General features: G+C 32.8%; 44 protein-coding genes, 1 rRNA gene and 1 pseudogene. All 46 read left to right on the plus strand.

All coding sequences use genetic code 11. The features are described from left to right. Positions 1–112 (plus strand): EF-Tu C-terminal domain-related protein (locus tag BUB34_RS10270; protein ID WP_073127031.1); only part of this gene is annotated, 112 nt, incomplete at its 5' end. A gap of 568 nt (positions 113–680) precedes the next feature. Further along, positions 681–992 carry a 30S ribosomal protein S10 gene (gene rpsJ, locus BUB34_RS10275; protein WP_073127032.1) on the plus strand — a complete coding sequence of 104 codons (312 nt, stop codon included), beginning with the start codon at positions 681–683 and terminating at the stop codon, positions 990–992. A 91-nt stretch (positions 993–1,083) separates the two neighbouring features. Beyond that, positions 1,084–1,713 carry a 50S ribosomal protein L3 gene (gene rplC, locus BUB34_RS10280; RefSeq protein WP_073127034.1) on the plus strand — a complete coding sequence of 210 codons (630 nt, stop codon included), beginning with the start codon at positions 1,084–1,086 and terminating at the stop codon, positions 1,711–1,713. 28 nt (positions 1,714–1,741) lie between these two features. After that, a complete protein-coding gene (gene rplD / locus BUB34_RS10285; protein WP_073127036.1) occupies positions 1,742–2,365 on the plus strand; it encodes a 50S ribosomal protein L4 in 624 nt (207 codons plus the stop codon). Next, positions 2,365–2,655 (plus strand): 50S ribosomal protein L23, encoded by a 291-nt coding sequence (rplW, locus tag BUB34_RS10290; protein ID WP_073127038.1) that lies wholly within the window; start codon positions 2,365–2,367, stop codon positions 2,653–2,655. Before rplD ends, rplW begins: the two co-directional genes overlap by 1 nt. Positions 2,656–2,684: 29 nt before the next feature. Continuing rightward, the gene (rplB, locus tag BUB34_RS10295; protein ID WP_073127040.1) at positions 2,685–3,515 is read left to right on the plus strand and encodes a 50S ribosomal protein L2; all 831 of its coding nucleotides are present in this window, start codon (positions 2,685–2,687) and stop codon (positions 3,513–3,515) included. A gap of 36 nt (positions 3,516–3,551) precedes the next feature. Beyond that, positions 3,552–3,833: a 30S ribosomal protein S19 gene (gene rpsS / locus BUB34_RS10300; RefSeq protein WP_073127041.1), complete on the plus strand. Its 282-nt coding sequence runs from the start codon at positions 3,552–3,554 to the stop codon at positions 3,831–3,833. Between the two features lie 30 nt (positions 3,834–3,863). Next, positions 3,864–4,199 (plus strand): 50S ribosomal protein L22, encoded by a 336-nt coding sequence (rplV, locus tag BUB34_RS10305; RefSeq protein ID WP_073127043.1) that lies wholly within the window; start codon positions 3,864–3,866, stop codon positions 4,197–4,199. A gap of 22 nt (positions 4,200–4,221) precedes the next feature. Further along, on the plus strand, positions 4,222–5,061 hold the full coding sequence (rpsC, locus tag BUB34_RS10310) for a 30S ribosomal protein S3 (RefSeq protein WP_073127045.1): 840 nt from the start codon (positions 4,222–4,224) through the stop codon (positions 5,059–5,061). Positions 5,062–5,094: 33 nt separating this feature from the next. Then, on the plus strand, positions 5,095–5,526 hold the full coding sequence (gene rplP / locus BUB34_RS10315) for a 50S ribosomal protein L16 (protein ID WP_073127047.1): 432 nt from the start codon (positions 5,095–5,097) through the stop codon (positions 5,524–5,526). A gap of 1 nt (position 5,527) precedes the next feature. Continuing rightward, the gene (gene rpmC, locus BUB34_RS10320; protein WP_073127048.1) at positions 5,528–5,731 is read left to right on the plus strand and encodes a 50S ribosomal protein L29; all 204 of its coding nucleotides are present in this window, start codon (positions 5,528–5,530) and stop codon (positions 5,729–5,731) included. A 22-nt stretch (positions 5,732–5,753) separates the two neighbouring features. Then, the gene (gene rpsQ / locus BUB34_RS10325) at positions 5,754–6,008 is read left to right on the plus strand and encodes a 30S ribosomal protein S17 (RefSeq protein WP_073127050.1); all 255 of its coding nucleotides are present in this window, start codon (positions 5,754–5,756) and stop codon (positions 6,006–6,008) included. Positions 6,009–6,034: 26 nt separating this feature from the next. Continuing rightward, positions 6,035–6,403, plus strand: coding sequence for a 50S ribosomal protein L14 (gene rplN, locus BUB34_RS10330; protein ID WP_073127052.1), 369 nt, complete (start codon positions 6,035–6,037; stop codon positions 6,401–6,403). A gap of 23 nt (positions 6,404–6,426) precedes the next feature. Further along, complete coding sequence (gene rplX, locus BUB34_RS10335; RefSeq protein WP_073127101.1) at positions 6,427–6,732, plus strand: 50S ribosomal protein L24; 306 nt, start codon at positions 6,427–6,429, stop codon at positions 6,730–6,732. Between the two features lie 25 nt (positions 6,733–6,757). After that, positions 6,758–7,300 (plus strand): 50S ribosomal protein L5, encoded by a 543-nt coding sequence (rplE, locus tag BUB34_RS10340; protein ID WP_073127053.1) that lies wholly within the window; start codon positions 6,758–6,760, stop codon positions 7,298–7,300. A gap of 17 nt (positions 7,301–7,317) precedes the next feature. Further along, positions 7,318–7,503: a type Z 30S ribosomal protein S14 gene (locus BUB34_RS10345; RefSeq protein WP_073127055.1), complete on the plus strand. Its 186-nt coding sequence runs from the start codon at positions 7,318–7,320 to the stop codon at positions 7,501–7,503. A gap of 32 nt (positions 7,504–7,535) precedes the next feature. Next, positions 7,536–7,934 (plus strand): 30S ribosomal protein S8, encoded by a 399-nt coding sequence (gene rpsH / locus BUB34_RS10350; protein ID WP_073127057.1) that lies wholly within the window; start codon positions 7,536–7,538, stop codon positions 7,932–7,934. A gap of 29 nt (positions 7,935–7,963) precedes the next feature. Beyond that, positions 7,964–8,506, plus strand: coding sequence for a 50S ribosomal protein L6 (gene rplF, locus BUB34_RS10355; RefSeq protein ID WP_073127058.1), 543 nt, complete (start codon positions 7,964–7,966; stop codon positions 8,504–8,506). Between the two features lie 34 nt (positions 8,507–8,540). After that, positions 8,541–8,909 (plus strand): 50S ribosomal protein L18, encoded by a 369-nt coding sequence (rplR, locus tag BUB34_RS10360; RefSeq protein ID WP_073127060.1) that lies wholly within the window; start codon positions 8,541–8,543, stop codon positions 8,907–8,909. A 20-nt stretch (positions 8,910–8,929) separates the two neighbouring features. Further along, positions 8,930–9,439 (plus strand): 30S ribosomal protein S5, encoded by a 510-nt coding sequence (rpsE, locus tag BUB34_RS10365; protein ID WP_073127062.1) that lies wholly within the window; start codon positions 8,930–8,932, stop codon positions 9,437–9,439. 14 nt (positions 9,440–9,453) lie between these two features. Further along, a complete protein-coding gene (rpmD, locus tag BUB34_RS10370) occupies positions 9,454–9,639 on the plus strand; it encodes a 50S ribosomal protein L30 (protein WP_073127064.1) in 186 nt (61 codons plus the stop codon). Between the two features lie 32 nt (positions 9,640–9,671). Next, positions 9,672–10,115 carry a 50S ribosomal protein L15 gene (gene rplO, locus BUB34_RS10375; protein WP_073127066.1) on the plus strand — a complete coding sequence of 148 codons (444 nt, stop codon included), beginning with the start codon at positions 9,672–9,674 and terminating at the stop codon, positions 10,113–10,115. A 43-nt stretch (positions 10,116–10,158) separates the two neighbouring features. Next, on the plus strand, positions 10,159–11,430 hold the full coding sequence (secY, locus tag BUB34_RS10380) for a preprotein translocase subunit SecY (RefSeq protein WP_073127068.1): 1,272 nt from the start codon (positions 10,159–10,161) through the stop codon (positions 11,428–11,430). A gap of 17 nt (positions 11,431–11,447) precedes the next feature. Then, positions 11,448–12,098: an adenylate kinase gene (locus BUB34_RS10385; protein WP_073127070.1), complete on the plus strand. Its 651-nt coding sequence runs from the start codon at positions 11,448–11,450 to the stop codon at positions 12,096–12,098. Further along, complete coding sequence (map, locus tag BUB34_RS10390; RefSeq protein WP_073127072.1) at positions 12,098–12,847, plus strand: type I methionyl aminopeptidase; 750 nt, start codon at positions 12,098–12,100, stop codon at positions 12,845–12,847. Before BUB34_RS10385 ends, map begins: the two co-directional genes overlap by 1 nt. A 22-nt stretch (positions 12,848–12,869) precedes the next feature. Next, complete coding sequence (locus BUB34_RS10395) at positions 12,870–13,139, plus strand: KOW domain-containing RNA-binding protein (protein WP_073127074.1); 270 nt, start codon at positions 12,870–12,872, stop codon at positions 13,137–13,139. A gap of 37 nt (positions 13,140–13,176) precedes the next feature. Next, entirely contained in the window at positions 13,177–13,395 is a 219-nt protein-coding gene (gene infA / locus BUB34_RS10400) for a translation initiation factor IF-1 (RefSeq protein WP_024621781.1), read from the plus strand. A 35-nt stretch (positions 13,396–13,430) separates the two neighbouring features. Further along, positions 13,431–13,544: a 50S ribosomal protein L36 gene (rpmJ, locus tag BUB34_RS10405; protein WP_018590391.1), complete on the plus strand. Its 114-nt coding sequence runs from the start codon at positions 13,431–13,433 to the stop codon at positions 13,542–13,544. 149 nt (positions 13,545–13,693) lie between these two features. Continuing rightward, positions 13,694–14,065, plus strand: coding sequence for a 30S ribosomal protein S13 (gene rpsM / locus BUB34_RS10410; protein ID WP_073127076.1), 372 nt, complete (start codon positions 13,694–13,696; stop codon positions 14,063–14,065). 24 nt (positions 14,066–14,089) lie between these two features. Beyond that, the gene (gene rpsK, locus BUB34_RS10415; protein ID WP_073127078.1) at positions 14,090–14,488 is read left to right on the plus strand and encodes a 30S ribosomal protein S11; all 399 of its coding nucleotides are present in this window, start codon (positions 14,090–14,092) and stop codon (positions 14,486–14,488) included. Positions 14,489–14,520: 32 nt separating this feature from the next. Beyond that, on the plus strand, positions 14,521–15,144 hold the full coding sequence (rpsD, locus tag BUB34_RS10420) for a 30S ribosomal protein S4 (RefSeq protein WP_073127080.1): 624 nt from the start codon (positions 14,521–14,523) through the stop codon (positions 15,142–15,144). Between the two features lie 77 nt (positions 15,145–15,221). Then, positions 15,222–16,169: a DNA-directed RNA polymerase subunit alpha gene (locus tag BUB34_RS10425; RefSeq protein WP_073127082.1), complete on the plus strand. Its 948-nt coding sequence runs from the start codon at positions 15,222–15,224 to the stop codon at positions 16,167–16,169. Positions 16,170–16,193: 24 nt separating this feature from the next. Beyond that, positions 16,194–16,535 (plus strand): 50S ribosomal protein L17, encoded by a 342-nt coding sequence (gene rplQ, locus BUB34_RS10430; protein ID WP_073127084.1) that lies wholly within the window; start codon positions 16,194–16,196, stop codon positions 16,533–16,535. 72 nt (positions 16,536–16,607) lie between these two features. Next, positions 16,608–16,805, plus strand: a pseudogene (locus BUB34_RS14005) (transposase); the annotation flags it as partial. A 487-nt stretch (positions 16,806–17,292) separates the two neighbouring features. Beyond that, positions 17,293–18,129 (plus strand): energy-coupling factor transporter ATPase, encoded by an 837-nt coding sequence (locus BUB34_RS10440; RefSeq protein ID WP_073127085.1) that lies wholly within the window; start codon positions 17,293–17,295, stop codon positions 18,127–18,129. Then, positions 18,114–18,980 (plus strand): energy-coupling factor transporter ATPase, encoded by an 867-nt coding sequence (locus BUB34_RS10445; RefSeq protein ID WP_073127087.1) that lies wholly within the window; start codon positions 18,114–18,116, stop codon positions 18,978–18,980. Before BUB34_RS10440 ends, BUB34_RS10445 begins: the two co-directional genes overlap by 16 nt. Further along, positions 18,974–19,771 carry an energy-coupling factor transporter transmembrane component T family protein gene (locus tag BUB34_RS10450; protein WP_073127089.1) on the plus strand — a complete coding sequence of 266 codons (798 nt, stop codon included), beginning with the start codon at positions 18,974–18,976 and terminating at the stop codon, positions 19,769–19,771. The genes BUB34_RS10445 and BUB34_RS10450 overlap by 7 nt, the downstream gene beginning before the upstream one ends. A 10-nt stretch (positions 19,772–19,781) precedes the next feature. Continuing rightward, complete coding sequence (gene truA, locus BUB34_RS10455; RefSeq protein ID WP_073127090.1) at positions 19,782–20,513, plus strand: tRNA pseudouridine(38-40) synthase TruA; 732 nt, start codon at positions 19,782–19,784, stop codon at positions 20,511–20,513. A gap of 118 nt (positions 20,514–20,631) precedes the next feature. Beyond that, the gene (gene rplM / locus BUB34_RS10460; RefSeq protein WP_073127092.1) at positions 20,632–21,063 is read left to right on the plus strand and encodes a 50S ribosomal protein L13; all 432 of its coding nucleotides are present in this window, start codon (positions 20,632–20,634) and stop codon (positions 21,061–21,063) included. A 27-nt stretch (positions 21,064–21,090) separates the two neighbouring features. Then, positions 21,091–21,483 (plus strand): 30S ribosomal protein S9, encoded by a 393-nt coding sequence (gene rpsI, locus BUB34_RS10465; protein WP_073127094.1) that lies wholly within the window; start codon positions 21,091–21,093, stop codon positions 21,481–21,483. Positions 21,484–21,798: 315 nt separating this feature from the next. Beyond that, entirely contained in the window at positions 21,799–22,251 is a 453-nt protein-coding gene (locus BUB34_RS10470; RefSeq protein WP_073127096.1) for a LytTR family DNA-binding domain-containing protein, read from the plus strand. A gap of 1 nt (position 22,252) precedes the next feature. Beyond that, on the plus strand, positions 22,253–22,684 hold the full coding sequence (locus tag BUB34_RS10475; protein ID WP_073127097.1) for a DUF6608 family protein: 432 nt from the start codon (positions 22,253–22,255) through the stop codon (positions 22,682–22,684). Position 22,685: 1 nt separating this feature from the next. Further along, positions 22,686–22,850 (plus strand): hypothetical protein, encoded by a 165-nt coding sequence (locus BUB34_RS13620; RefSeq protein ID WP_242948873.1) that lies wholly within the window; start codon positions 22,686–22,688, stop codon positions 22,848–22,850. Positions 22,851–23,111: 261 nt separating this feature from the next. Further along, the gene (locus BUB34_RS13625) at positions 23,112–23,351 is read left to right on the plus strand and encodes a hypothetical protein (protein WP_242948874.1); all 240 of its coding nucleotides are present in this window, start codon (positions 23,112–23,114) and stop codon (positions 23,349–23,351) included. A 237-nt stretch (positions 23,352–23,588) separates the two neighbouring features. Further along, positions 23,589–24,329 carry an N-acetylmuramoyl-L-alanine amidase CwlD gene (cwlD, locus tag BUB34_RS10485; RefSeq protein ID WP_073127099.1) on the plus strand — a complete coding sequence of 247 codons (741 nt, stop codon included), beginning with the start codon at positions 23,589–23,591 and terminating at the stop codon, positions 24,327–24,329. Between the two features lie 409 nt (positions 24,330–24,738). Further along, positions 24,739–24,925 (plus strand): 16S ribosomal RNA (locus BUB34_RS10490); the annotation flags it as partial.

Consider the following 24,925-nt stretch of genomic DNA (forward strand, 5'->3'; position numbering starts at 1 on the left):
TATGGAAGTTGAGTTAATAAACTCAATAGCAGTAGAAGAAGGATTAAGATTCGCAATAAGAGAAGGTGGAAGAACAGTAGCATCAGGTGTTGTTGTTTCTATAACTGAATAGTTATCTTAATAGACCTTATATACAAAAAGGAAAGAGAATTCTCTTTCCTTTTTTATTTAATTAAACCTATAGATATTAAAATAAAATTATAGGAGCTATCAGTGATACACAAAAGTTAAACTATATTAATTATTTAATTACTTATAGGGGATACTATAAGTGTACTTATAGTATATAAGAAATTTTGCTTAAATATAACTTTGTATCTTTTTATAAATAATGGAATTATAAATGCATTGACAACGGAACATAAAAAAGATATACTAAGTAGGTGATTTATTAAAAAAAGCTAGAAAAAAATTTGGATTTTGCCTTAATTGTAGTATTTTGTGTATTTTGTTTTAAAAGTTAATATAAAGTTTATAAAAATACAAAAAAAACTTGAAATTATATGAAAAATAATATAAAATATAATAGTGTGCTTGAGAGATGCGAAAAACAAATTAATCTAGTTAAGTTATTCGTTGGTGCTGGTTTTTTAAAAAAACACAACACACCCGGAGCAGTGTATCGGTATCAAAACGAATTAGCTTTTAAATTAAACACGAGATAAAGGAGGGAAAACAAAATGGCTAAAAATGAAAAAATAAGAATAAGATTAAAATCATATGATCACAAATTATTAGATTTTTCAGCTGCTAAAATAGTTGAAACTGCTAAAAAAGCTGGATCACAAGTTTCAGGACCTGTGCCTCTTCCAACAGAAAAGCAAGTTGTTACTATATTAAGAGCTGTACACAAGTACAAAGACTCTAGAGAACAATTTGAAATAAGAACTCATAAGAGATTAATAGACATAACAAACCCAACACCTAAAACAGTTGACTCATTAATGAGATTAGACTTACCAGCAGGTGTTGATATAGAAATAAAATTATAATAACCCCTAAGATAATGTCCTATAAGATGCTATCTTAGAATGATTGCTCTATTAGAGTAATCCGCTGTAAGAATTATAGGAGGTGTTAAATATGAAAGGAATATTAGGAAAGAAAATAGGGATGACTCAAATATTCGCTGATAACGGAGTAGTAGTACCGGTAACAGTTGTTGAGGCTGGACCTATAGTTGTAACTCAAGTTAAGACAGTTGAAAAAGATGGATACAATGCAATACAAGTAGGTTTTGAAGATGCTAAAGAAAAATCTTTAAATAAACCTCAAAAAGGACACTTAGCAGCTGCTAATGCTTTAAAGAAACACTTAAAAGAGTTTAGAGTAGACACTGTAGAAGGATACACAGTAGGTCAACAAATAAATGCTGATGTATTTGCTGCAGGTGAAACAATAGATGTTACAGGAATAAGTAAAGGTAAAGGATTCCAAGGTCCAATAAAGAGACATGGACAAAGTAGAGGTCCTGAATCTCACGGTTCTAGATACCACAGAAGACCAGGTTCAATGGGAGCTTGTTCTTACCCAGGTAGAGTATTTAAAAACAAAAAATTAGCTGGACACATGGGTAGCGTAAGAGTAACAGTTCAAAACTTAGAAGTTGTTAGAGTTGACGCTGAAAAAAACCTTATATTAGTTAAAGGTGCTATACCAGGGGCTAAAGGTTCAGTAGTAACTATAAAAGAAGCTATCAAAGCTTGTAAATAATGACTAACCTAAGAAAGGAGGAATAACAATGCCAAAATTAAATGTATTAGATATTAATGGACAAAATGTTGGAGAAATAGAATTATTAGATTCTATATTCAACGTAGAAGTTAATCAACACGTTTTATACGAAGTTGTAAAAAACCAATTAGCAAACAAGAGACAAGGAACTCAATCTGCTAAAACTAGAGCAGAAGTTAGAGGTGGCGGAAGAAAACCTTGGAAACAAAAAGGAACAGGTAGAGCAAGACAAGGTTCTATCAGAGCTGTACAATGGGTAGGCGGAGGAGTTGCTTTTGCACCAAAGCCAAGAAACTACAGCTATACATTACCTAAGAAGGTAAGAAGATTAGCTATAAAGAGTGCTTTAAGCTCAAAAGTACAAAACAACGAAATGATAGTTTTAGATGCTTTAAACATGGAAGCTCCTAAAACTAAGGAATTTGCTCAAATATTAAACAACATAAAAGCATCTAAGAAAACTTTAGTTGTAATGGCTGAAAAGAATGATAACGTAATAAGATCAGCAAGAAACATAGAAGGTGTTGCTACTGCTTTAGTAAACACAATAAATGTTTATGATATATTAAAATACGATACATTCGTAATAACTACAGACGCTGTTAAGAAAGTGGAGGAGGTGTACGCGTAATGACTAATCCACATGATATAATAATAAGACCAGTTGTAACTGAACAAAGTATGGCTGAAATGGCTGAAAGAAAATACACTTTTGTTGTGGCTAAAGGCGCTAACAAAACTGAAATAAAGAAAGCTATAGAAAAAGTATTCGGAGTTAATGTTGAGAAAGTAAACACTTTAAACTACGATGGAAAAGTTAAAAGAATGGGTAGACATGAGGGAAGAACTTCAAGCTTTAAGAAAGCAGTAGTTAAGTTAACTGCTGAAAGCAAAGAAATAGAATTCTTCCAAGGAATGTAATATCCTAACAAACGAAGGAGGGAAAACAGATGGCTATAAAAAAGTTTAGACCAACTTCTCCTGCCTTAAGACAAATGACAGTTTTAGTTTCTGATGAAATAACTTGCAATGAACCAGAAAGATCTCTTTTAGTTTCTTTAAAGAAAAACTCTGGTAGAAATGCACACGGAAAGATAACTGTTCGTCACAGAGGTGGAGGAAACAGAAGAAAATATAGAATAATAGATTTCAAAAGAAATAAAGATGGAGTACCTGCAAAGGTAGCTACTATAGAATACGATCCAAACAGAACAGCTAACATAGCTTTATTAAACTATGTAGATGGTGAAAAAAGATATATATTAGCACCTGTTGGATTAAAAGTTGGGGATACTATAGTATCAGGACCAACAGCTGACATAAAAGTAGGAAATGCATTAGCATTAAAAGATATGCCAGTTGGTACAACAATACACAATATAGAATTAAAGCCTGGAAAAGGTGCTCAGTTAGTTAGATCTGCTGGTGTATCTGCTCAATTAATGGCTAAAGAAGGAAAAAATGCTTTACTAAGATTACCATCAGGAGAAATGAGATTTGTAAGTATAAACTGTAAAGCTACAATAGGACAAGTTGGAAATATAGAACACGGTAACATAGTTATCGGTAAAGCAGGTAGAAAAAGACATATGGGAATAAGACCTACTGTAAGAGGTTCTGTAATGAACCCTTGTGACCATCCACACGGTGGAGGGGAAGGTAGAACTCCAATAGGTAGACCGTCTCCTGTTACTCCATGGGGTAAACCAGCTCTTGGATACAAAACTAGAAAGAAAAATAAAGCTTCTGATAAGTTAATCGTATCAAGAAGAACTAAGTAATAGATTTACTTTTTTGCTCGGAAAGGAGGAAATTAAATGTCAAGATCAACTAAAAAAGGACCTTTTATTCATGCTAGACTTTTAAAGAAAGTAGAGGCTATGAATGCAGCTGGAAATAAAGAAGTTATAAAAACTTGGTCAAGATCTTCAACTATATTCCCACAAATGGTAGAACATACAATAGCTGTTCACGATGGAAGAAGACACATACCTGTTTATATAACAGAGGATATGGTTGGACATAAATTGGGTGAGTTCGTTCCTACAAGAACTTTTAAAGGACATAAGGACGACGAAAAATCTAATAAGAGAAAATAATAATTTCTGACTAGGAAAGGAGGAATAACAATGGAAGCAAAAGCTACTGCTAAATACGTAAGAGTATCGCCAAGAAAAGCAGGACAAATATGTGACCTTGTTAGAGGAAAGAATGTTGATGAAGCATTAGCGATATTAAAGTTCACTCCAAGAGGAGCAGCTTCAATAATAGCTAAGGTTATAAAATCAGCTAAGGCTAACGCAGAAAACAATCACGAAATGGATACTGAAAAATTATATGTAGCGTCAGTTGTAGCAAACCAAGGGCCAACAATGAAGAGATTCATGCCTAGAGCTATGGGACGTGCAACTACTATAAGAAAGAGAACTTCTCACATAGAGGTTATTCTTAAAGAAAAAAAATAATTAACAGATAGGAGGGAAAGTAATGGGTCAAAAGGTTAATCCACACGGCTTAAGAGTCGGTGTTATAAAAGATTGGGACTCAAGATGGTTTACTACTGATAAAAAAGAGTTCGGAAACTTATTATTAGAAGACCATAATATACGTAAATTCTTAAAGAAAAGATTATACTCAGCTGGGATGGCTAGAATAGAAATAGAAAGATCAGCTAATAAAATAAAGATGGACTTACACGTTGCTAAGCCTGGTGTAGTTATAGGAAGAGCTGGTGCTGGAATAGAAGCATTAAAGTCTGAGTTAGAAAAGATGACTAAAAAGAGCGTAATAGTTAACATAATAGAAGTTAGACAAACAGATAAAAACGCTCAATTAGTAGCTGAAAACATAGCTTTAGCTATAGAAAGAAGAGTTGCTTTCAGAAGAGCGATGAAACAAGCTATACAAAGAGCTATGAAATCAGGAGCTAAAGGGATAAAAGTTTCTGCTTCAGGAAGATTAGGTGGAGCTGAAATGGCTAGAACTGAAGGATACAGCGAAGGGAATGTACCTCTACAAACTTTAAGAGCTGATATAGACTACGGTTTTGCAGAAGCTGATACTACTTACGGAAAAATAGGTATAAAAGTTTGGATATGTAACGGAGAGGTTTTACCAACTAGAAGTGGTGTAAACCCAAGAGAAGAAAGAAGAGACAACAGAAGAAACGACAGAAGAGACAACAAGAGAGATAACAGAAGAAACGATAATAGAAGAAACACTAGAGGAAATGATAACAGAGGAAATAGAGCACCTAGACCACAAGGACAAAGACCACAAGGAGCTCAAGGATCAAGACCTCAAAGAACTGAAAACAAGGAAAATTAATAATAGTAAGGTTCAAGGAAGGAGGAAATACTCATGTTAATGCCAAAAAGAGTAAAGCGTCGTAGAGTTCATAGAGGAAGTATGGCTGGGAAAGCTCAAAAAGGTAACCAAGTTACTTATGGAGAATTCGGTCTAGTTGCTTTAGAAGCTTCTTGGATAACTTCAAACCAAATAGAAGCTGCCAGAATCGCGATGACTAGATATATAAAAAGAGGGGGAAAGGTTTGGATAAAAATATTCCCTCATAAACCAGTAACAAGAAAACCAGCTGAAACTCGTATGGGTGCCGGGAAAGGTTCTCCAGAATATTGGGTAGCAGTAGTAAAACCAGGAAGAGTTATGTTTGAATTAGCAGGTGTTCCTGAAGATAAAGCAAGAGAAGCGATGAGACTTGCTATGCACAAACTTCCTATAAAATGTAAGTTTGTTAAACGTGAAGATTTAGAAGTAAAGGGTGGTGAATAGGATGAAAGCTAAAGAATTAAGAGATTTAACAAGCGAAGAGCTAATGAATAAATTAAATGACTTCAAAAGTGAATTATTTAGCTTAAGATTCCAATTAGCTACTGGTCAATTAGAAAATACAGCTAGAATAAAGTTTGTTAAGAAGGATATAGCAAAAGTTAAGACTGTTCTTGCTGAAAGAAAGTTAAACGAAACTAGAGCTTAATTTGGAAAGGAGGCTTTTAAACATGGAAAGAGGAAGTAGAAAAGTTAGAATAGGCCGTGTTGTTAGTGACAAAATGGATAAAACTATAGTTGTTGCTGTTGAAGAGTTCGTACGTCATTCATTATATAACAAGCGTGTTAAAAGAACTAAAAAGTTTAAAGCACATGATGAGCAAAATGTATGTAGAATCGGAGACAGAGTTAAGATAATGGAAACTAGACCTTTATCAAAAGACAAGAGATTCAGACTAGTAGAAGTTATTGAAAAAGTTAAGTAGTTTTTGAAAGAAGGAGGGATTACGATATGATACAACAAGAAACACGTCTAAAAGTTGCTGATAATTCAGGAGCTAAAGAACTTTTATGTATACGTGTACTAGGCGGAAGTAAAAGAAGATATGCTAACATAGGCGACGTGATCGTTGCTACTGTTAAAAGTGCAACACCTGGTGGAGTTGTAAAAAAAGGTAAGGTTGTAAAAGCAGTTATAGTAAGAACTAAGCAAGGCGTAAGACGTAATGATGGAAGTTATATATCTTTCGACGAGAATGCTGCTGTTATAATAAAGGACGACAAAACTCCAGTAGGAACTCGTATATTCGGGCCTGTTGCTAGAGAGTTAAGAGATAATGAATTCATGAAAATAGTTTCTCTTGCTCCAGAAGTACTATAATTAAGGAGGTGCAATAGGACATGATGCGTGTTAAAAAAGGTGATACTGTTGTGGTTATAGCAGGAAAAGATAAAGGTAAAAAAGGTTCAGTTGTAAAAGTATTCCCTAAGACTAATAAGGTATTAGTTGAAGGTGTAAATGTAATAACTAAACACCAAAAACCAACTGCAATAAACCCACAAGGTGGAATAATAAACAAAGAAGCCCCAATTCATATATCTAACGTAATGCCACTTGATCCTGAAACAGGAAAAGGAACAAGAGTTAGAATAGAAGAAAAAGACGGGAAAAAAGTAAGAGTATCAGTAAAGAGCGGAAAAGAAATATAATATAGCTTGAAAGGAGGGACCTTAAATGGCTTCTAGATTACAAGAAAAATACATGAAAGAAGTTGCTCCTGCTTTAATGGAGAAATTTGGATATAAAAACGTAATGGAAATACCTAAGTTAGACAAAATAGTTATAAACATGGGTATAGGTGACGCTAGAGAAAATCCAAAAGGATTAGAAAAAGCTGTTGAAGAATTAGAAATGATATCAGGACAAAAACCTGTTACAACTAAGGCTAGAAAATCAGTTGCTAACTTCAAATTAAGAGAAGGAATGCCAATAGGAACAAAAGTTACTTTAAGAGCTGACAAAATGTTCTACTTTATGGATAAATTAGTATCTGTATCTTTACCAAGAGTTAGAGACTTCAGAGGAGTTAATGCAAACTCATTTGATGGTAGAGGAAACTATGCTTTAGGAATAAAAGAACAATTAATATTCCCTGAAATAGAGTACGATAAAGTTGATAAAGTAAGAGGAATGGATATAATCTTCGTAACTACTGCTAAAACAGACGAAGAAGCTCGTGAATTATTAAAATTATTAGGAATGCCATTTTCTAAGTAAGCAAAGGAGGGATTCCCGTGGCTAGAAAAGCGATGGTTGTTAAACAACAAAGAAAACAAAAGTATGCTACTAGAGAGTACACTAGATGTAGTATATGCGGAAGACCGCATTCAGTATTAAGAAAATTTGGTATATGCCGTGTATGCTTTAGAGAATTAGCTTATAAAGGTCAAATACCTGGTGTTAGAAAAGCAAGCTGGTAAAAGTTTGTAGAAAATGAAAGGAGGATTTCAATATGACAATGACAGATCCAATTGCAGATATGCTTACTCGTATAAGAAATGCTAACGTGGTTAAGCATGAAACTGTTGACGTTCCTGCCTCTAATATCAAGAAAGAATTAGCTAGAATCTTATTAGAAGAAGGTTTCGTAAGAGGTTATGATGTTATAGAAGATGGAAAGCAAGGAATAATAAGAATACAATTAAAGTACGGACAAGCAGGAGAAAGAGTTATAACAGGTCTTAAGAGAATATCTAAACCTGGTATGAGAGTTTACGCTGCTAAAGATGAAATACCAAGAGTATTAAACGGCTTAGGTATATCAGTTATATCTACTTCAAAAGGAATATTAACTGATAAACAAGCAAGAAAAGAAAATGTTGGTGGAGAAGTAATCTGCTACGTTTGGTAATCAATACGAACAAGTAAGGAGGTGCGACTATGTCAAGAATAGGTGTTAGACCGATAACAATACCAGCAGGAGTTGAGGTAACAATAGGAGAAGGAAACTTTGTTACAGTAAAAGGACCTAAGGGGACTTTAACTAAGCAACTTAGTGCTGAATTAAATATAAGCAAAGAAGAAAATACTATAGTTGTTGAAAGACCAACAAACAATAAAAAACATAGATCTTTACATGGATTAACTAGAACTTTATTAGATAATATGGTTGTAGGTGTTAGTAACGGATTTGAAAAGAAATTAGAATTAGTTGGTGTTGGGTACAGAGCTCAAAAGCAAGGTAAGAAATTAGTTATGAACTTAGGATTCTCTCATCCAGTAGAGATGGAAGATCCAGAAGGAATAACTGTTGAAGTTCCTAACCAAACTGAGTTAATAGTAAAAGGTATAGACAAGCAATTAGTAGGAAACTACTGCGCTAAAATAAGAGCTTGGAGAAAACCAGAGCCTTACAAAGGTAAAGGTATAAAATACGCTGGTGAAGTTATCAGACGTAAAGAAGGTAAAACTGGTAAAAAATAATACTAAAGTTAAACGCTAGAAAGGAGTGAGCTCGGTGTTAAAAAAAGCTAATAAAAATACTAATAGACTTCAAAGACATAAGAGAGTTCGTAGAAAAGTAACTGGAACTACTCAAAGACCAAGATTATGTGTATTCAGAAGTTCTAACAATATATATGCTCAAATAATAGATGACACAGAAAGAGTAACTCTTGTTGCTGCATCTTCTTTAGATGCAGAAGTTAAGGGTGCTGTTAAACATAGAGGTAACAAAGAAGCAGCTAAAATGGTTGGAGAAATGATAGCTAAAAAAGCTGTGGAAAAAGGAATCACTGAAGTTGTATTTGACAGAGGTGGATACTTATATCATGGAAGAATAAAAGAGTTAGCTGAAGGTGCTAGAGAAGCTGGTCTTAAGTTCTAATAAAAAGGAGGGAAAAATACATGCTACGTCGTAAGCCGATAGATGCAGGACAACTTGACTTACAAGAAAGAGTTGTTGAAGTAAGACGTGTTACTAAGGTTGTAAAAGGTGGTAGAAACTTTAGATTTGCTGCTTTAGTAGTTGTTGGAGATGAAAACGGACACGTTGGTATAGGTGCTGGTAAAGCAATGGAAGTACCAGATGCTATAAAAAAAGCAGTTGAAGACGCTAAAAAGAATTTAATAACTGTACCTATGGTTGGTACAACAATTCCTCACCAAGTAAACGGACACTTTGGTGCTGGTAACATATTAATAATGCCTGCTGTAGAAGGTACAGGAGTTATAGCTGGGGGACCTGCTAGAGCCGTACTTGAATTAGCTGGTTTAAAAGATGTTAGAGCTAAATCTTTAGGATCTAACAATCCAAGAAATATGGTAAATGCTACAATAGAAGGACTTAATTCTCTAAAAACAGCAGAAGATATAGCTAAACTTAGAGGTAAAAAAGTTGAAGATCTTCTAGGGTAAGGAGGTAGTAAAAGATGGCTAAATTACAAATAAAATTAGTTAGAAGTACGATAGGAACTACTCCTAACCAAAGAAAGAACGTAGAAGCGTTAGGATTAAGAAAAAGAGAACAAGTAATTGTTAAAGAAGACAATGCTCAAATAAGAGGAATGATAAACAAAGTTAAGCATTTAGTAGAAGTTACTGAAATAGCTGAATAATTTTTTATAAGCAAGATAAGGAGGTGCAATCCATGAAGTTACATGAGTTAAAACCTGCTGAAGGTGCAGTGAGATCTAAGAAGAGATTAGGTAGAGGTACTGCTACTGGACAAGGTAAAACTGCGGGACGTGGACAAAAAGGACAATGGTCTCGTTCAGGTGGTGGAGTAAGAGTTGGATTTGAGGGTGGACAAATGCCACTAGCTAGAAGACTTCCTAAGAGAGGTTTCAAAAATCCATTTAGAAAAGTTTATACAGAGGTTAATGTTGAAGTTTTAAATAAATTTGAAAACGGAACTGAAATAACTGCTGAACTTTTAAAATCTACAGGAACTATAAGTAAATTAGGAAAAGATGGAATAAAAATATTAGGTGAAGGTAACTTAGAAAAAGCTGTTACAGTTAAAGCTGCTAAGTTTACGGCTTCAGCTCAAGAAAAAATAGAAAAAGCTGGTGGAAAGGCAGAGTTAGTTTAATAACCTGCTAATCTCCTAGCCAATACAGGCGGGGTGAGTTAGCGTGCTGTCACAGTTAAAACAAGCTTGGAAACTTAAAGAATTAAGAAAAAAAATAATATATACTTTGATGATGATTTTAGTATTTAGAATAGGTGCAACTATACCAGTGCCAGGGATAGATACTAGCATTATACAGGATATGGTAGGCAAGAATAGTCTACTTTCCCTGTATAACATGTTTACTGGTGGAGCATTTAGTCAGTTTTCCCTGTTTGCTTTGGGTATAGGACCATATATAACAGCATCTATAATAATGCAACTTCTTACTGTTGGATTTGAGAGCTTAGAAGAGCTTCAAAAATCTGGTGAAGAAGGTAAGAAAAAAATAAATATGTACACTAAGTACATTGCACTAGCATTGGCATTTATACAAGCAATAGGTATTACATTAGGAATTGTAAGAAGAGCACTAGCTTCACAGCATCCGTTCTTTATTGCTACAGTTATCTTAACGTTAGTATCAGCAAGTATGATGTTAATGTGGATAGGGGATAAAATTACTGAAAAAGGATTAGGTAATGGAAGCTCTATCATAATATTTGTGGGAATTATATCAAGAGTTCCTCTAGAAGTTATACAAACTGCATCAGCAATGAAAGCAGGAGAATTGGCTATATGGGCAGGACTAATGTTAGTTGTAGTTATACTTATTACAGTGGCTGCGGTTACTTATATACAAGAGGCTACAAGAAAAATACCTGTACAATATGCTAAAAGAGTTGTTGGAAGAAAAATGTATGGAGGACAAAGCTCTCACATACCTATGAAGGTTAACCAGTCTGGGGTTATACCAGTAATATTTGCTAGTTCAATATTAGCATTCCCTCAAACTGTAGCAATGTTTATGGGTACTAAGGCTCAAAACTTTGTACAAATGTATTTAAGCACAGCAACAGAACCAGGATTTTGGATATCAAGATCACTTGAAGTTTTATTAATAATATTCTTCTCTTATTTCTATACTACTGTATCATTCAATACAGAAGATATATCAAATAACATGAAAAATAACGGTGGGTTTATACCAGGTATAAGACCAGGGCAACCTACTATAGATTATTTAAATAGAATATTATCTAGACTGACTCTAGCTGGGGCAGCATTTTTAGCTGTAATAGCTATGGTACCAGCATTTATGACACATTATATGAAAATTAACAGTATAAGCTTAGCGGGTACTTCTTTACTAATAGTAGTTGGTGTTGCTTTAGAACTTAAGAGACAGTTAGAATCAAACCTAGTTATGAGAAGCTATCAAGGATTCTTAAAATAAATTGGAGATGAGATAGTATGAGAATTATATTACTTGGACCTCCTGGGGCAGGTAAAGGAACACAGGCTGCAGGAATAGTAGAAAAATACAATATACCTCATATATCAACAGGAGATATATTCAGAAAGAATATAAAAGAAGGTACAGAACTTGGAAATAAAGCAAAAGAGTACATGGATCAAGGATTACTAGTTCCGGATGAGCTAACTGTAGGATTAGTTACAGATAGAATATCTCAAGACGATTGTAAGAATGGATTTATGCTAGATGGCTTCCCAAGAAATGTAACTCAGGCAAGACATTTGGATGAATTCTTAAATGAGGCTAAGATCAACTTAGATAAAGTAATAAATATCGAAGTTGATAAAGAAATATTAGTATCTAGAGCAGTTGGTAGAAGAATATGTAAATCTTGTGGTGCTACATATCACGTTGAGTTCAATCCTCCTAAAAAAGAGGATGCTTGTGATGTATGCCAAGGTGAGCTATACCAAAGAGCTGATGATAATGAAGAGACAGTATCTAGAAGAATACAAGTATACTTAGATGAAACTAAACCATTAGTTGATTATTATTCAAAACAAGGTATAATAGCAGACATAAATGGTCAACAATCAATAGATAAGGTGTTTTCAGACATAGTTGTAGCTCTAGGAAGTGATAAATAATGATTATTTTAAAATCAAAGAAAGAAATAGAAATTATGAGGGAGGCAGGTAAAATAGTCGCCGAAACTCATGAAATCTTAAAAGAGGCTATTACTCCGGGAATATCTACTTTAGAGTTAGATAAAATAGCTGAAGAGAATATAAGAAAATATGATGCAGTACCATCTTTTAAAGGTTATGGAGGTTTTCCAGCAAGCATATGTGCTTCTGTAAATGAGCAGGTAGTACATGGAATACCAAGCAAGAACCAAATATTAAAAGAGGGAGACATTGTTAGTTTAGATATAGGAGCCTATTATAAAGGATATCATGGAGACTCTGCGAAAACTCATGGAGTAGGCATGATATCTGAAGAAGATAGGAGATTAATAGAAGTAACTAGAGAAAGCTTCTATGAAGGCATGAAGTTTGCCAAATTAGGCTGCAGACTTTCAGATATATCGCACGCAGTACAAGCACACGTAGAGAAACATGGTTTCTCAGTAGTTAGAGATTTAGTTGGACATGGGGTTGGATCTAATCTTCATGAAGACCCTCATGTACCTAATTACGGATCACCGGGAAGAGGACCAAAACTTCAAGAAGGAATGGTTATTGCTGTAGAACCTATGGTTAACGCAGGCCGTTATCATGTGAAGTCTTTGTCTGATGGGTGGACTGTTGTCACGATAGACGGAAAAAAATCAGCTCATTATGAGCATACGATAGCAATTACTGAAGATGAACCTTTTATGTTGACAAAGTTATAGTTACAAAAAGTAGGTGGAAAAAGTGCTATCAAATAATTTAAATGTAGGTCAAGTCGTAAAAGTTTCAGCAGGTAGAGATGAAGGTAGACTGTTTTTCATAGTGAAGATAGTTGACGAAAACCATGTATTGATATCTGATGGAAGGAAGAGAAAGCTCGATAGGCCGAAGTTAAAGAAAGTGAAGCATTTAAAAAAATATAATGTCATTAATGATCAAGTTAAGAACAAAATCTTATCGGGTGAAGAAATAACAGATTCTTTTTTAAGAGCTGAACTTACTAAGTTAGACTAGATTGTTTGACTTATTGAAATGGAGGGCTGGTTACTTAATGGCCAAAAAAGATGTTATAGAATTAGAGGGTACGGTTGTTGAAAACTTACCTAATGCTATGTTCAAAGTAAAACTAGAAAATGGGCACGAAGTATTATGTCACTTATCTGGAAAGCTAAGAATGAACTTCATAAGAATTCTTGAAGGTGATAAGGTGAATGTTGAACTTTCTCCATATGATCTTACAAGAGGAAGAATCACTTGGCGTAAGAAGTAGACTATTTTGGTATTTAGTCTAAGGAGGGATTAATAATGAAAGTTAGACCATCAGTAAAACCAATGTGCGAAAAGTGTAAGATAATAAAAAGAAAAGGAAAAGTAATGGTTATCTGTGAAAATCCTAAGCACAAACAAAAACAAGGTTAGTAAATTATAACTGGTATTTTGTTGAAAATTATAGTATAATATTATATTGTGATGTCGCGAAATAGCATTAAAATCGTTGAAAAACTGGATCGAAATTAATATAAAAAATATTAATTATGAAGAAAAACTAGGTGTAGGAGGTGCGATTAATGGCAAGAATAGCTGGGGTAGATTTACCTAGAGAAAAAAGAGCAGAGATAGCTTTAACTTATATATATGGTATAGGTAAAGCAACTTCTAACGAAATATTAGCTAAAGCTGAGATAAATCCTGATACAAGAATAAAAGATTTATCAGAAGAGCAAGTTAATGAGTTAAGAAAAATAATAGACAATGATTTCTTAGTTGAAGGTGACTTAAGAAGAGAAATTGCTTTAAATATAAAGAGATTAAGAGATATAAAATGTTATAGAGGTATAAGACATGCTAAAGGTCTTCCACTAAGAGGACAAAAAACTAAGACTAATGCTAGAACTAGAAAAGGTCCTAGAAAAACTGTATCTCGTAAGAAGAAAAAATAATAACTAGATAAGGAGGGAATGAAGATGGCTAAACCTAAAAAGAAAGCTACACGTGTAAGAAGAAGAGAACGTAAAAACATAGAACGTGGTCACGCTCATATACAATCAACTTTTAATAATACAATAATAACTTTAACTGATGTTCATGGAAATGCTATATCTTGGGCAAGTTCAGGACAATTAGGATTTAAAGGATCAAGAAAATCAACTCCATTCGCATCTCAAATGGCTGCTGAAACAGCTGCTAAAGCTGCAATGGAACATGGACTAAAGAGTGTTGAGGTATTCGTAAAGGGGCCAGGATCAGGAAGAGAAGCTGCAATAAGAGCTTTACAAGCAACTGGACTAGAAGTAACAATGATAAAAGATGTTACTCCAATACCACACAATGGATGTAGACCACCAAAAAGAAGAAGAGTGTAATAAATATATAGTAAATTAGGAGGTGTAGAGAAATGGCAAGATATACAGGTGCATCATGTAGACAATGCCGTAGAGAGGGAATGAAATTATTCCTTAAAGGTGATAGATGTTATACAGATAAATGTGCTATAGTAAAAAGAAACTATGCTCCAGGACAACATGGTCAAGGAAGAAAGAAAGTTTCAAACTATGGATTACAATTAAGAGAAAAACAAAAAGTTAAGAGAATATACGGAGTTTTAGAAACTCAATTCAGAAACTTATATGAACGTGCTGAAAATATGCCTGGTAAAGCAGGGGAAAACTTATTAAACTTATTAGAAAGAAGATTAGACAATGTAGTTTACAGAATGGGATTAGCTTCATCTAGAAAAGAAGCTAGACAATTAGTAACTCATGGTCACTTTACTCTAAACGGAAACAAGGTAGATATACCTTCAATAACTGTTAAAGTTGGAGACGTTATAGAAGTTAAAGAGAAATCAAAATCTTCAGCTAAGTTTAAAGCTTTAGTAGAATCTAACTCAAGAATAGCTCCTAAATGGTTAGAAGCTAATTTAGAACAAATGAACGTTAAAGTTGTTGCTCTGCCAACAAGAGAAGATATAGATCTTGAAATAGCAGAACACTTAATCATAGAGCTTTACTCTAAGTAATAAGCATATTTTAAATATTATTTTTAAAATTTTGTTTACCCTCAGTGGATTACTAAATTTTAAGGAGGGTTTTGTCCATGATAGAAATAGAGAAACCAAAAGTAGATATAATCGAACTTAGCGAAGACTATAGATATGGTAAGTTTGTAATAGAACCTTTAGAGAGGGGCTATGGAATAACTATAGGAAATGCGTTAAGAAGAATATTATTATCTTCTCTACCGGGTGTTGCGGTAAATGCTATAAAAATAGACGGAGTTCTACATGAATTTTCTACAATACCAGGAGTAAAAGAAGATGTTACAGAGATAATATTATCTTTAAAAGAGCTTTCAGCTACTATAGATGGTGAGGGAAGTAGAACACTAAAAATAGAGGCTCAAGGACCATGCTCTATCAAAGGATCAGATATAATATGTCCTCCAGATGTTGAAATATTAAGTAAAGACTTAGAAATAGCTACATTAGATGATAATGCTAAACTTAATATGGAAATATTCATAGATAAAGGTAGAGGCTATGTTTCTGCTGAAGAAAATAAGACAGAGAATATGCCTATAGGTGTTTTACCTGTAGACTCAATATACACTCCTGTGGAGAAAGTGAGTTACAGCGTAGAAAATACAAGAGTAGGTCAAAAGACAGATTATGATAAATTAGTACTAGAAGTATGGACTAATGGCAGCATAAATCCTCAAGAGGGAATATCTTTAGCAGCCAAAGTATTAGTTGAACATTTAAATCTATTCATAGACTTGACAGAGCATGTAAGCAAAGTTGAGATAATGGTAGAAAAAGAAGAAGACCAAAAAGAAAAAGTTCTAGAAATGACTATAGAAGAATTAGATTTATCAGTTAGATCATACAACTGTTTAAAGAGAGCGGGAATCAATACAGTTGAAGAATTAGCAAATAAATCTGAAGACGATATGATGAAGGTTAGAAATCTAGGGAAAAAATCTCTAGAGGAAGTAATCCAAAAATTAGAAGAACTTGGATTAGGTCTTAAACCAAGCGAAGAATAGTAGCTAGTAAAGGAGGGATAAGACATGGCTAATTACCGTAAATTAGGACGTGTAACATCACACAGAAACCTTATGTTAAGAAACTTAGTAACTGACTTACTAAGAAATGGTAGAATAGAAACTACAGTAACTAGAGCAAAGGAAACTCGTAGAATGGCAGAAAAGATGATAACTCTTGCTAAGAGAGGGGATCTTCATGCTAGAAGACAAGTTTTAGCTTATGTGATAGATGAAACAGTAGTAAACAATTTATTCACTGATATAGCTCCAAAGTATGCTGAGAGAAATGGTGGATACACTAGAATAATCAAAAAAGGACCAAGAAAAGGCGACGCTGCTGAAATGGCTTTTATAGAATTAGTATAGTGATGAAAAGATTAGGCTTAATAGTCTAATCTTTTTTTATGTATAAGGAAATTATGACTACTCCTATTTAGAGCAAAGCCTAATTCAGACTTATATAAAATGGTAAATGCTTATGAGTCAACATCAAGTAGAAGAATAAAGAACGAATTTGCGCAAATAATAAAATCACTCGTAAATAATAAAGTCACTCTGGAAAGAATATTTTGGAGTAGGAGTTACTGTCTACTAACGACTGGCGGAGATATTATAGATGTAGTCATAAATATATAGGAAATCAAGGAAAATGATGTTGCTATAAGTGCTAGTATTAAACTTCTAAAGTAGTATAATTATTTAAGATAATAATAACTATAGGAGTTATTGGGTTAGATTGCCAAACTTATTTTGTTAGAAGATATTACCCAAGAAACTTCTATTTCAAGGAGCTGACTAGGTGAAATAAGTGGTGGTATGTTCACGAGTTTAATTTTATTTCGCGGGAAATAATAAAGAAATTTTATGATTAAAATAAATTTCTATGATACAAACATAATATTATTATTCCTTTAGTTATAATGAACTAATATTAGTAAAATACACAACAAGGGAATTGTTATTATAGTTTAAGTGCAATTTAAATAGAGAAATAAAGCTTTTAGTTATAGATAGAATATTCTAATATTACAATATACAAACGAGACTTTTTTGTTTTAATTATGATATAATAATATTTAAAATGGTTTTCTTAAACTACTGCCTATAAGAAGGAGTATGATTAATGGATAATATAGTGAAAGTTGATAACATTTCATTTGAATATGTTACGGAAGAGTCAAAATTTAAGGCAATAGACAGGTTAAGTCTAAATGTAAAAAGGGGAGAATTTGTTGTGATAATAGGGCACAACGGTTCTGGAAAATCTACTTTATCTAAGAATTTAAATGCTATTTTAACACCAACTGAAGGTAGCATAACTATAGATGGAATGGATACAAAAGAAGAAAGCAAAATATGGGATATAAGGCAGACGGCAGGAATGGTCTTCCAAAATCCTGATAACCAAATAGTTGCTACTATAGTTGAGGAAGATGTAGCGTTTGGTCCGGAAAACTTAGGAATAGATCCTAAAGAAATAAGAAGACGAGTAGAGGAGTCTCTTAAGAGTGTGGGAATGTATGATTTTAGAGATAGACAACCACACTTATTATCGGGAGGACAAAAGCAAAGAGTCGCCATAGCAGGAATAATTGCCATGAGGCCTAAGTGTATTATTTTTGATGAGGCTACAGCAATGCTTGATCCATCTGGAAGAAAAGAAGTAATGAAGACAATAAAAAGATTAAATAAAGAGGAAAATATTACGACAATACATATAACTCATTTTATGGAAGAAGCGGTAGAAGCGGACAGAGTTATAGTTATGGAAAAAGGGAAAAAACTATTGGAAGGAACTCCACGTGAAGTATTTTCAAATATAGAGAAATTAAAAAGTATAGGGTTGGATGTACCTTGTATGACAGAGTTATCTAGTTCTTTAAAGGAGAAAGGATTAGCAATTGGAAGTGATATACTAACAGTGGATGAGATGGTGATGGAATTATGTCAATTGTTGTAAAAAACTTAACTCATATATATAACGAAGGAATGCCTTTTGCAAGCAAGGCATTAGACGATGTTTCGCTAGAAATAAAAGATAATGATTTTGTAGGCTTAATTGGACATACAGGTTCTGGGAAATCTACACTAATTCAACACCTTAATGGAATATTAAAGCCTTCATCTGGAGATATTTTTATAAATGAGTTTAAAATAACTGAACCAGGGTTAAACTTAACAGATATAAGAAAAAGAGTTGGGGTAGTGTTTCAGTATCCTGAATACCAATTATTTGAAGAAACAATAGAGAAGGATATAGCCTTTGGACCTTCTAATTTGGGTCTAGAGCATGATGAAATAGATCAAAGGGTAAAGTTATCTATGGAGGCTGTAGGACTAGACTATGAGGAATTTAAGGACAAATCTCCGTTTGAACTATCAGGAGGCCAAAAAAGAAGAGTTGCTATAGCTGGGGTTATAGCTATGAAGCCAGAAGTTCTAATACTAGATGAACCAACAGCGGGGCTTGATCCAGGTGGTAGAGATGAAATCTTTGAATTAATAAAAACTTTACACAAGAAAAATGAAATGACAATAATATTATCATCACATAGTATGGATGATATGGCTAAACTTGCAAAAACTATAATAGTTATGAATAAAGGGAAGATAGAATTTATGGGTAGTCCTAGAGAGGTATTTAAGTCGAACTCTTCTAGATTAAAACAAATAGGATTAGATATACCGCAAGTTTTAGAGTTAGCTATAAAGCTAAGGGAAAAAGGCTTTGATATAAGAGAAGACATTTTGACTATACAAGAAGCTGAAGAAGAAATACTAAGAGTTATGAAAGGAAGAAGAAAATGTTAAAAGATATAACTATAGGACAATACTATCCAACTAGTTCTACTATTCATAAACTAGATGCTAGAATAAAGCTTATAGCTACGTTTGTGTTTATGGTATCTTTATTTATAGTTAATAAATTCTGGCCTTACATAATAGTCTTAACAGCTTTAGTAGCAATGATAAAATTGTCTAATATACCTATTAAATATATTCTAAAGGGATTAAAACCTCTTAGATGGATTATACTATTTACATTTGTCATAAATGTATTCTTTTTGCCAGGAGATAAAATCTGGTCTTTTGGTTTCTTAGCGATTACTAGTCAGGGTCTAAGACAGGCCATATTCATGGCGATTAGGCTTATATTTTTGGTTGTAGGAACTTCTTTGCTTACACTCACAACTTCGCCCATAGAACTTACAGACGGCATAGAGAGGTTACTAAATCCATTTAATAAGCTCGGATTACCTGTACATGAGTTGGCTATGATGATGACAATAGCATTAAGATTTATCCCTACATTACTTGATGAGACGGATAAGATTATGAAAGCTCAAATGTCTAGGGGTGCAGATTTTGAAAGTAAAAATCTTGCAAGCAGAGCTAAAAATTTAGTTCCATTATTGGTACCCTTATTTGTTAGTGCATTTAGGAGAGCTGATGAACTTGCTATGGCTATGGAAGCTAGATGCTATAGAGGTGGATATGGAAGAACTAAAATGAGGGAGTCTGTAATAACAAGGGCGGATTCTGTTGCTTGCGTATTACAAATTGTATATCTAATAGCTATAATAGTTACTAGATTTGTTTAAGAGGATAAAAATGAGAAATATAAAAATTGAAATACAATATAATGGGAAAAATTATTGTGGATGGCAAAAGCAACCTAGTTCCTTGGGAATACAAGGTACTATAGAAAAGGCCATTTATGAAATAACAAATGAGAAGGTTAAGATAACTGGATCAGGAAGAACAGATGCAGGGGTACATGCGTTAGGGCAGGTAGCAAATTTTAAGATAGAATCTAATATACCATCAGAAAAAATTGCAAATGCACTAAATGCAAAACTGCCTAAGGACATAGCTATAGTGAACAGTTGTCAGGTAGATGATGACTTTCATTCAAGGTATAGTGCTAAAAAAAAGACTTATAGATATTTAATTTACAATAGTCCATATAGAAGTCCGATATACAAAGATATATCTTATCATGTTAAATATGAACTAGATTTTGAGAAAATGTGCCAAGAGGCTAAATCTTTACTTGGAGAACATGACTTTGTAGGATTTATGAGCTCAGGATCATCAGTCAAAGATACAGTTAGAGAGATATATGATATTTCGCTGTGCAAAAAAGAAGATCTAATTGTAATTGAGATAGAAGGCAATGGATTTTTATATAATATGGTTAGAATAATAGTAGGAACCTTGGTTGATATAGGGAGAAATAGAATAAAAGAGAGTTTAGAGGCAGTGATTAGTTCAAAAAGCAGAAGTAGCTGTGGGCACACGGCACCAGCTCATGGATTATTTCTCAAAAAAGTCGATTATTAGCTTGACACACCAGGATGCATGTATTAAAATATATTAGAATGTGTTAATAAGTCCACTTGCCCCGGACTTGACATAAACGGTAAACAATTTATTTAAAAATAGTTAAGGAGGGACAATTATGAAAAGTTATATAGCTAAGCCAGCTGAAGTACAAAGAAAATGGTACTTAGTTGATGCTGAAGGAAAAACATTAGGTCGTATAGCTACTGAAATAGCTACGATATTAAGAGGTAAACATAAACCAACATTTACTCCTCATGTAGATGGTGGAGATTTCGTTGTTGTTGTAAATGCAGAAAAGGTAGTTTTAACAGGGAAAAAATTAGATCAAAAATTATACAGATACCACACAGGTTATGTAGGTGGATTAAAAGAAATAAGCTACAGAGACATGATGAAAAACAAACCAGAAGAAGTTGTAGCACACGCTGTAAGCGGTATGCTACCTAAAAATAAATTAAGAAGTAGAATGATGACTAGATTAAGAGTATTCGCTGGTGCAGAACACACTCACGAAGCTCAAAATCCAGAAGTTTTAAACTTTAAATAAGATTAGCGGGTGAAAGGAGGAGTTATCATGGCAAACGTTCAATACTACGGAACTGGAAGAAGAAAACACTCTATTGCTAGAGTAAGACTAGTTGCAGGTGAAGGAAATATAATAGTAAATGGAAGAAAAGTTGAAGAATACTTCAACTATGAAACTTTAATAAGAGATGTTAAGCAACCATTAGTTTTAACAGGAAATGAGAACAAATACGATGTTATAGTAAAGGTTGAAGGTGGAGGATTCACTGGACAAGCTGGAGCTATAAGACATGGTATATCAAGAGCTTTATTAAAAGCTGATATAGATTTAAGACCTGCTTTAAAGAAAGAAGGATTCTTAACTAGAGATGCAAGAATGAAGGAAAGAAAGAAATACGGATTAAAGGCTGCAAGAAGAGCTCCACAATTCTCAAAGAGATAATTTCTTTCAAAAGAATATTGGATATTCAGACCTCACAAGGATTTTACTTGTGGGGTTTTTTGATGTATAAATCTATCCATTATAAATACGAGACTTTTAGGTTGATTTTGTAATTTAGACATAAAAAAAGGCAACTTAATCATGGATGTGTTGCGTGATAATTTTAAAAATATATAATAAATATAGAGTGATTGTAGATAACTGCTAAACAACAATTTATATAGTTAATTTGTTTAGTTTAATTTTGTGGCTGTAATTATAGATTATGGTCAAATAAGAGTGGTATATAAAAATGATTTTTATGGGGTAAGGAATATGTTGATAAAAAAAATATTGGAACCAGATATAACAGAAAATTATGCAGAGATTCATTATAAAGAGCTAAATCAAGAAGTTTTAGATGCTATACATTATTTTGAAAAAAAGAAATTATTGTTAGGAAAGAATAATGGAGAAACCAAACTGTTTTCTTTGAGTGATATACTTTTTTGTGAAATAGTTGATCGAAAATGTTTTTCTTATTTAAAAGATGGAGTCTGGCAGATTGATTTTAGTTTGCAAAGCTTTTTAGAGGAGTATGCAACAAATGGGTTTGTAAGGATTAGTAAATCTATGATAGTAAATATTTATAAAATTGACTACATGAAAACAGATGTAAGTATGAGGATGAAGCTGATTTTAGAAAATGGGGAGTGTATAATTTTAAACCGGGCGTATAGAAGAGGATTTTATGCTTTGCTAGAAAAAATAGGTGGGGAGGATAGATAATATGCCTTTAATAAACAAGAAAAATTATATTACTATATCATGCGTGGTGTTTACAATATTAGTGATATGTAAAATTGTGTTGGAGAAAATAGTTGGGGTGAAAGACCAGTACTACTCAGAAAATATTATGTTTATATTCTTGAGTACATTAGTGGCGACCGCTATAATTGGATTACATTATTATCTACAAAATATTTCTTTGCCTGTTGTGATTATAGGACAGTACCTTGTATTAGTATTTATAACCTTTTTTATGGTTTGGATAAATGGACATTTTGTAGAGTTAGATAAAAATGCTTATACACAAATATTGAAATCATTCACAGTACCTTATGTCATATTGGCATCCTATTATTATCTTTCTTTTTATATGGATATAAGGAGAGCAAATAGTCTTATAATAAAAATTAAGAATAGAAGGGATGTAGGTTAATTTGAAGATTAGTACAAAAAAAATTACTGGTATGGACTTTTTGAATCTATCACTATATGCCTTTGCAGGACTTGGTATGGAGGTAGTGCTTGCATATTTTATAGAGCCTGCAATTTATGGGAGAGATATGTCCAAATGGAATTCAATCCAAACTATACTACATTGAGTTTTAACGTGTTTGGTATGGGGTATAATTTCGTACTTATTAATTAAATTTTCTAGTGAAAGGTATGGATTTTCTATTATAAATAGAACCGATAAAATAAAAACACATCAATGGGTATCAGTAATATTGTGTGTAATAATAGTTTCAATTTTTGATTATATTAATTGGGGAGGATTAAAATTAGTTTTAGAATTCAAAAATAATGGTTTAGTTAAATTTATATTCCAGTATATTTATTATTTGTTCGAGACGGGGTTGTTTATGCTTATAATTATATTTGGACATAAGGCCTTTGAAACTTGGTTTGGGAGAAGTGATATACCATATGGAGGCTTTGTGTTGGCGCTAACTTGGGGATTAGTACATTGGTTTACAAAGGGCAATCTTTTAATTGGTTTATCTGTAGCCTTATCTAGTATCATTTATGGTGTTGTATATTTATTATTAAATCGTGATTTAAAATGGACATATTTTACCTTAGTTATTATGTTTGTTTTATAAATTAGTATAAACACAAGATTAATATAATTAGTTTAATTATATTAATTAGGATAAGTGTAGTTAGACACTTTGAATAATAAGATTGTTTCATGTAGAACTAATTAAATTTGTTTTTGAGGATTTTTATATTATATGATTTATAGTATAGATACAGTTTAATTATTAGAAGTATGAAAATATTATATTAAGTGAGTATACTTTGTGTATAAATATAATATAAATGTACAGGGTGATATTTTGAAAAGGTACATAAAAGAAAGATACATAAGGTATACAATTTTCATAGGTGTAGCATTTATACTAATGGCTATTTCGATATTTGAAATAAAGAATGTATCGGAAGATGTTATTAAGTATATGCCGATTACTAATAAGACGATAATAGTAGATGCAGGACATGGAGGGATAGACCCAGGGGCTTTGACAAAAGATAAAAACACAAAAGAAAAAGATGTCAACCTCGCTATAACGCTTAAGCTGAGAGAACTAATAGAATCTAGCGGAGGACTTGTTATACTTACTAGGGAAGATGATAGTAGTTTATATACAGAAGATGGGAATAAAACGGTAAGGCAAAAATACAATGAAAATTTAAAAAATCGTAAAAAATTAATAAAGGACGCTAGAGCTGATATGTTTGTATCTATCCACCTAAATGCTTTTGAACAATCAAAATACTATGGCGCTCAGACGTTTTATCCAAAAGGTAAGGATGATAGTAAGGAATTATCAAAATATGTTCAACAAGAACTAAAAAGAGTAGTAGACAAAACAAATAATAGAGAAGTCAAGCCTAGGGATGATATTTACTTATTAAAAGAAAACGAGATACCTTCTATGTTAATAGAGTGTGGTTTTTTATCCAATGAAAAAGAAGCAAAACTTTTAACAGATGAAAAATATCAAGAAAAAATAGCTTGGGCTATATACGTGGGAATACAAAAATATTTCGGATCAAATTCTACAAGTAATCAATAAGAATAATAAGGTCTTCTACGGAAGACTTTTTATTTTTGGCTTTTATGAAATTTTGATTGTTACAAATATAGTTAGATAGTGGGATGATAAATTAATGTTATTACTTAAAACTAAGTTTTATAGAAAACTAGATAGTTTAAATTGACATCATAAGTTTAAACTAAATTAGACAACTAAGATTAAATATATATTCAAACTAAGAACTATATTAAGGATTTATAAAAAAGTATTATAAAAATATAAAAAGATGTTGACGGTGTGTGTTTAGTATGTTATTATTAATAAGTGCTCAAGAGGAGCATAAAAGAACTTTGAAAATTAAACAGTAGGTTAATTTATAGAATTGAAACAACACAAACCAAGCCAGATATTCAGATAATGATTAGTCTGAGCAAGGAAAACAAAACTTTTATTTGAGAGTTTGATCCTGGCTCAGGATGAACGCTGGCGGCGTGCCTAACACATGCAAGTCGAGCGAACCCTTCGGGGTGAGCGGCGGACGGGTGAGTAACGCGTGGGTAACCTGCCTCATACACATGGATAACATACCGAAAGGTATGCTAATACAGGATAACATGTTTTTATCGCATGATAAA

Source organism: Asaccharospora irregularis DSM 2635 (assembly GCF_900129815.1).
GTDB classification, from domain to species: Bacteria; Bacillota; Clostridia; order Peptostreptococcales; family Peptostreptococcaceae; genus Asaccharospora; species Asaccharospora irregularis.

Excerpts from the sequence above, each read along its gene's own strand:
- rpsK (WP_073127078.1), top strand. The coding sequence starts at position 14,090 with ATGGCTAAACCTAAAAAGAAAGCTACACGTGTAAGAAGAAGAGAACGT.
- rpsE (WP_073127062.1), top strand. The coding sequence starts at position 8,930 with ATGCTACGTCGTAAGCCGATAGATGCAGGACAACTTGACTTACAAGAA.
- rplO (WP_073127066.1), top strand. The coding sequence starts at position 9,672 with ATGAAGTTACATGAGTTAAAACCTGCTGAAGGTGCAGTGAGATCTAAG.
- rplF (WP_073127058.1), top strand. The coding sequence starts at position 7,964 with ATGTCAAGAATAGGTGTTAGACCGATAACAATACCAGCAGGAGTTGAG.
- rpsS (WP_073127041.1), top strand. The coding sequence starts at position 3,552 with ATGTCAAGATCAACTAAAAAAGGACCTTTTATTCATGCTAGACTTTTA.
- rpsD (WP_073127080.1), top strand. The coding sequence starts at position 14,521 with ATGGCAAGATATACAGGTGCATCATGTAGACAATGCCGTAGAGAGGGA.
- rpsI (WP_073127094.1), top strand. The coding sequence starts at position 21,091 with ATGGCAAACGTTCAATACTACGGAACTGGAAGAAGAAAACACTCTATT.
- rplC (WP_073127034.1), top strand. The coding sequence starts at position 1,084 with ATGAAAGGAATATTAGGAAAGAAAATAGGGATGACTCAAATATTCGCT.
- rpsH (WP_073127057.1), top strand. The coding sequence starts at position 7,536 with ATGACAATGACAGATCCAATTGCAGATATGCTTACTCGTATAAGAAAT.
- infA (WP_024621781.1), top strand. The coding sequence starts at position 13,177 with ATGGCCAAAAAAGATGTTATAGAATTAGAGGGTACGGTTGTTGAAAAC.
- rpmJ (WP_018590391.1), top strand. The coding sequence starts at position 13,431 with ATGAAAGTTAGACCATCAGTAAAACCAATGTGCGAAAAGTGTAAGATA.
- rplD (WP_073127036.1), top strand. The coding sequence starts at position 1,742 with ATGCCAAAATTAAATGTATTAGATATTAATGGACAAAATGTTGGAGAA.
- rpmD (WP_073127064.1), top strand. The coding sequence starts at position 9,454 with ATGGCTAAATTACAAATAAAATTAGTTAGAAGTACGATAGGAACTACT.
- truA (WP_073127090.1), top strand. The coding sequence starts at position 19,782 with ATGAGAAATATAAAAATTGAAATACAATATAATGGGAAAAATTATTGT.
- rpsM (WP_073127076.1), top strand. The coding sequence starts at position 13,694 with ATGGCAAGAATAGCTGGGGTAGATTTACCTAGAGAAAAAAGAGCAGAG.
- rplN (WP_073127052.1), top strand. The coding sequence starts at position 6,035 with ATGATACAACAAGAAACACGTCTAAAAGTTGCTGATAATTCAGGAGCT.
- rplW (WP_073127038.1), top strand. The coding sequence starts at position 2,365 with ATGACTAATCCACATGATATAATAATAAGACCAGTTGTAACTGAACAA.
- rplQ (WP_073127084.1), top strand. The coding sequence starts at position 16,194 with ATGGCTAATTACCGTAAATTAGGACGTGTAACATCACACAGAAACCTT.
- BUB34_RS10440 (WP_073127085.1), top strand. The coding sequence starts at position 17,293 with ATGGATAATATAGTGAAAGTTGATAACATTTCATTTGAATATGTTACG.
- rplX (WP_073127101.1), top strand. The coding sequence starts at position 6,427 with ATGCGTGTTAAAAAAGGTGATACTGTTGTGGTTATAGCAGGAAAAGAT.
- BUB34_RS10450 (WP_073127089.1), top strand. The coding sequence starts at position 18,974 with ATGTTAAAAGATATAACTATAGGACAATACTATCCAACTAGTTCTACT.
- rpsJ (WP_073127032.1), top strand. The coding sequence starts at position 681 with ATGGCTAAAAATGAAAAAATAAGAATAAGATTAAAATCATATGATCAC.
- BUB34_RS10445 (WP_073127087.1), top strand. The coding sequence starts at position 18,114 with ATGTCAATTGTTGTAAAAAACTTAACTCATATATATAACGAAGGAATG.
- rplM (WP_073127092.1), top strand. The coding sequence starts at position 20,632 with ATGAAAAGTTATATAGCTAAGCCAGCTGAAGTACAAAGAAAATGGTAC.
- rpsC (WP_073127045.1), top strand. The coding sequence starts at position 4,222 with ATGGGTCAAAAGGTTAATCCACACGGCTTAAGAGTCGGTGTTATAAAA.
- BUB34_RS10475 (WP_073127097.1), top strand. The coding sequence starts at position 22,253 with ATGCCTTTAATAAACAAGAAAAATTATATTACTATATCATGCGTGGTG.
- map (WP_073127072.1), top strand. The coding sequence starts at position 12,098 with ATGATTATTTTAAAATCAAAGAAAGAAATAGAAATTATGAGGGAGGCA.
- rplV (WP_073127043.1), top strand. The coding sequence starts at position 3,864 with ATGGAAGCAAAAGCTACTGCTAAATACGTAAGAGTATCGCCAAGAAAA.
- rplP (WP_073127047.1), top strand. The coding sequence starts at position 5,095 with ATGTTAATGCCAAAAAGAGTAAAGCGTCGTAGAGTTCATAGAGGAAGT.
- BUB34_RS13625 (WP_242948874.1), top strand. The coding sequence starts at position 23,112 with ATGCTTATAATTATATTTGGACATAAGGCCTTTGAAACTTGGTTTGGG.
- rpsQ (WP_073127050.1), top strand. The coding sequence starts at position 5,754 with ATGGAAAGAGGAAGTAGAAAAGTTAGAATAGGCCGTGTTGTTAGTGAC.
- rplB (WP_073127040.1), top strand. The coding sequence starts at position 2,685 with ATGGCTATAAAAAAGTTTAGACCAACTTCTCCTGCCTTAAGACAAATG.
- BUB34_RS10385 (WP_073127070.1), top strand. The coding sequence starts at position 11,448 with ATGAGAATTATATTACTTGGACCTCCTGGGGCAGGTAAAGGAACACAG.
- BUB34_RS10470 (WP_073127096.1), top strand. The coding sequence starts at position 21,799 with ATGTTGATAAAAAAAATATTGGAACCAGATATAACAGAAAATTATGCA.
- BUB34_RS10425 (WP_073127082.1), top strand. The coding sequence starts at position 15,222 with ATGATAGAAATAGAGAAACCAAAAGTAGATATAATCGAACTTAGCGAA.
- rpmC (WP_073127048.1), top strand. The coding sequence starts at position 5,528 with ATGAAAGCTAAAGAATTAAGAGATTTAACAAGCGAAGAGCTAATGAAT.
- rplE (WP_073127053.1), top strand. The coding sequence starts at position 6,758 with ATGGCTTCTAGATTACAAGAAAAATACATGAAAGAAGTTGCTCCTGCT.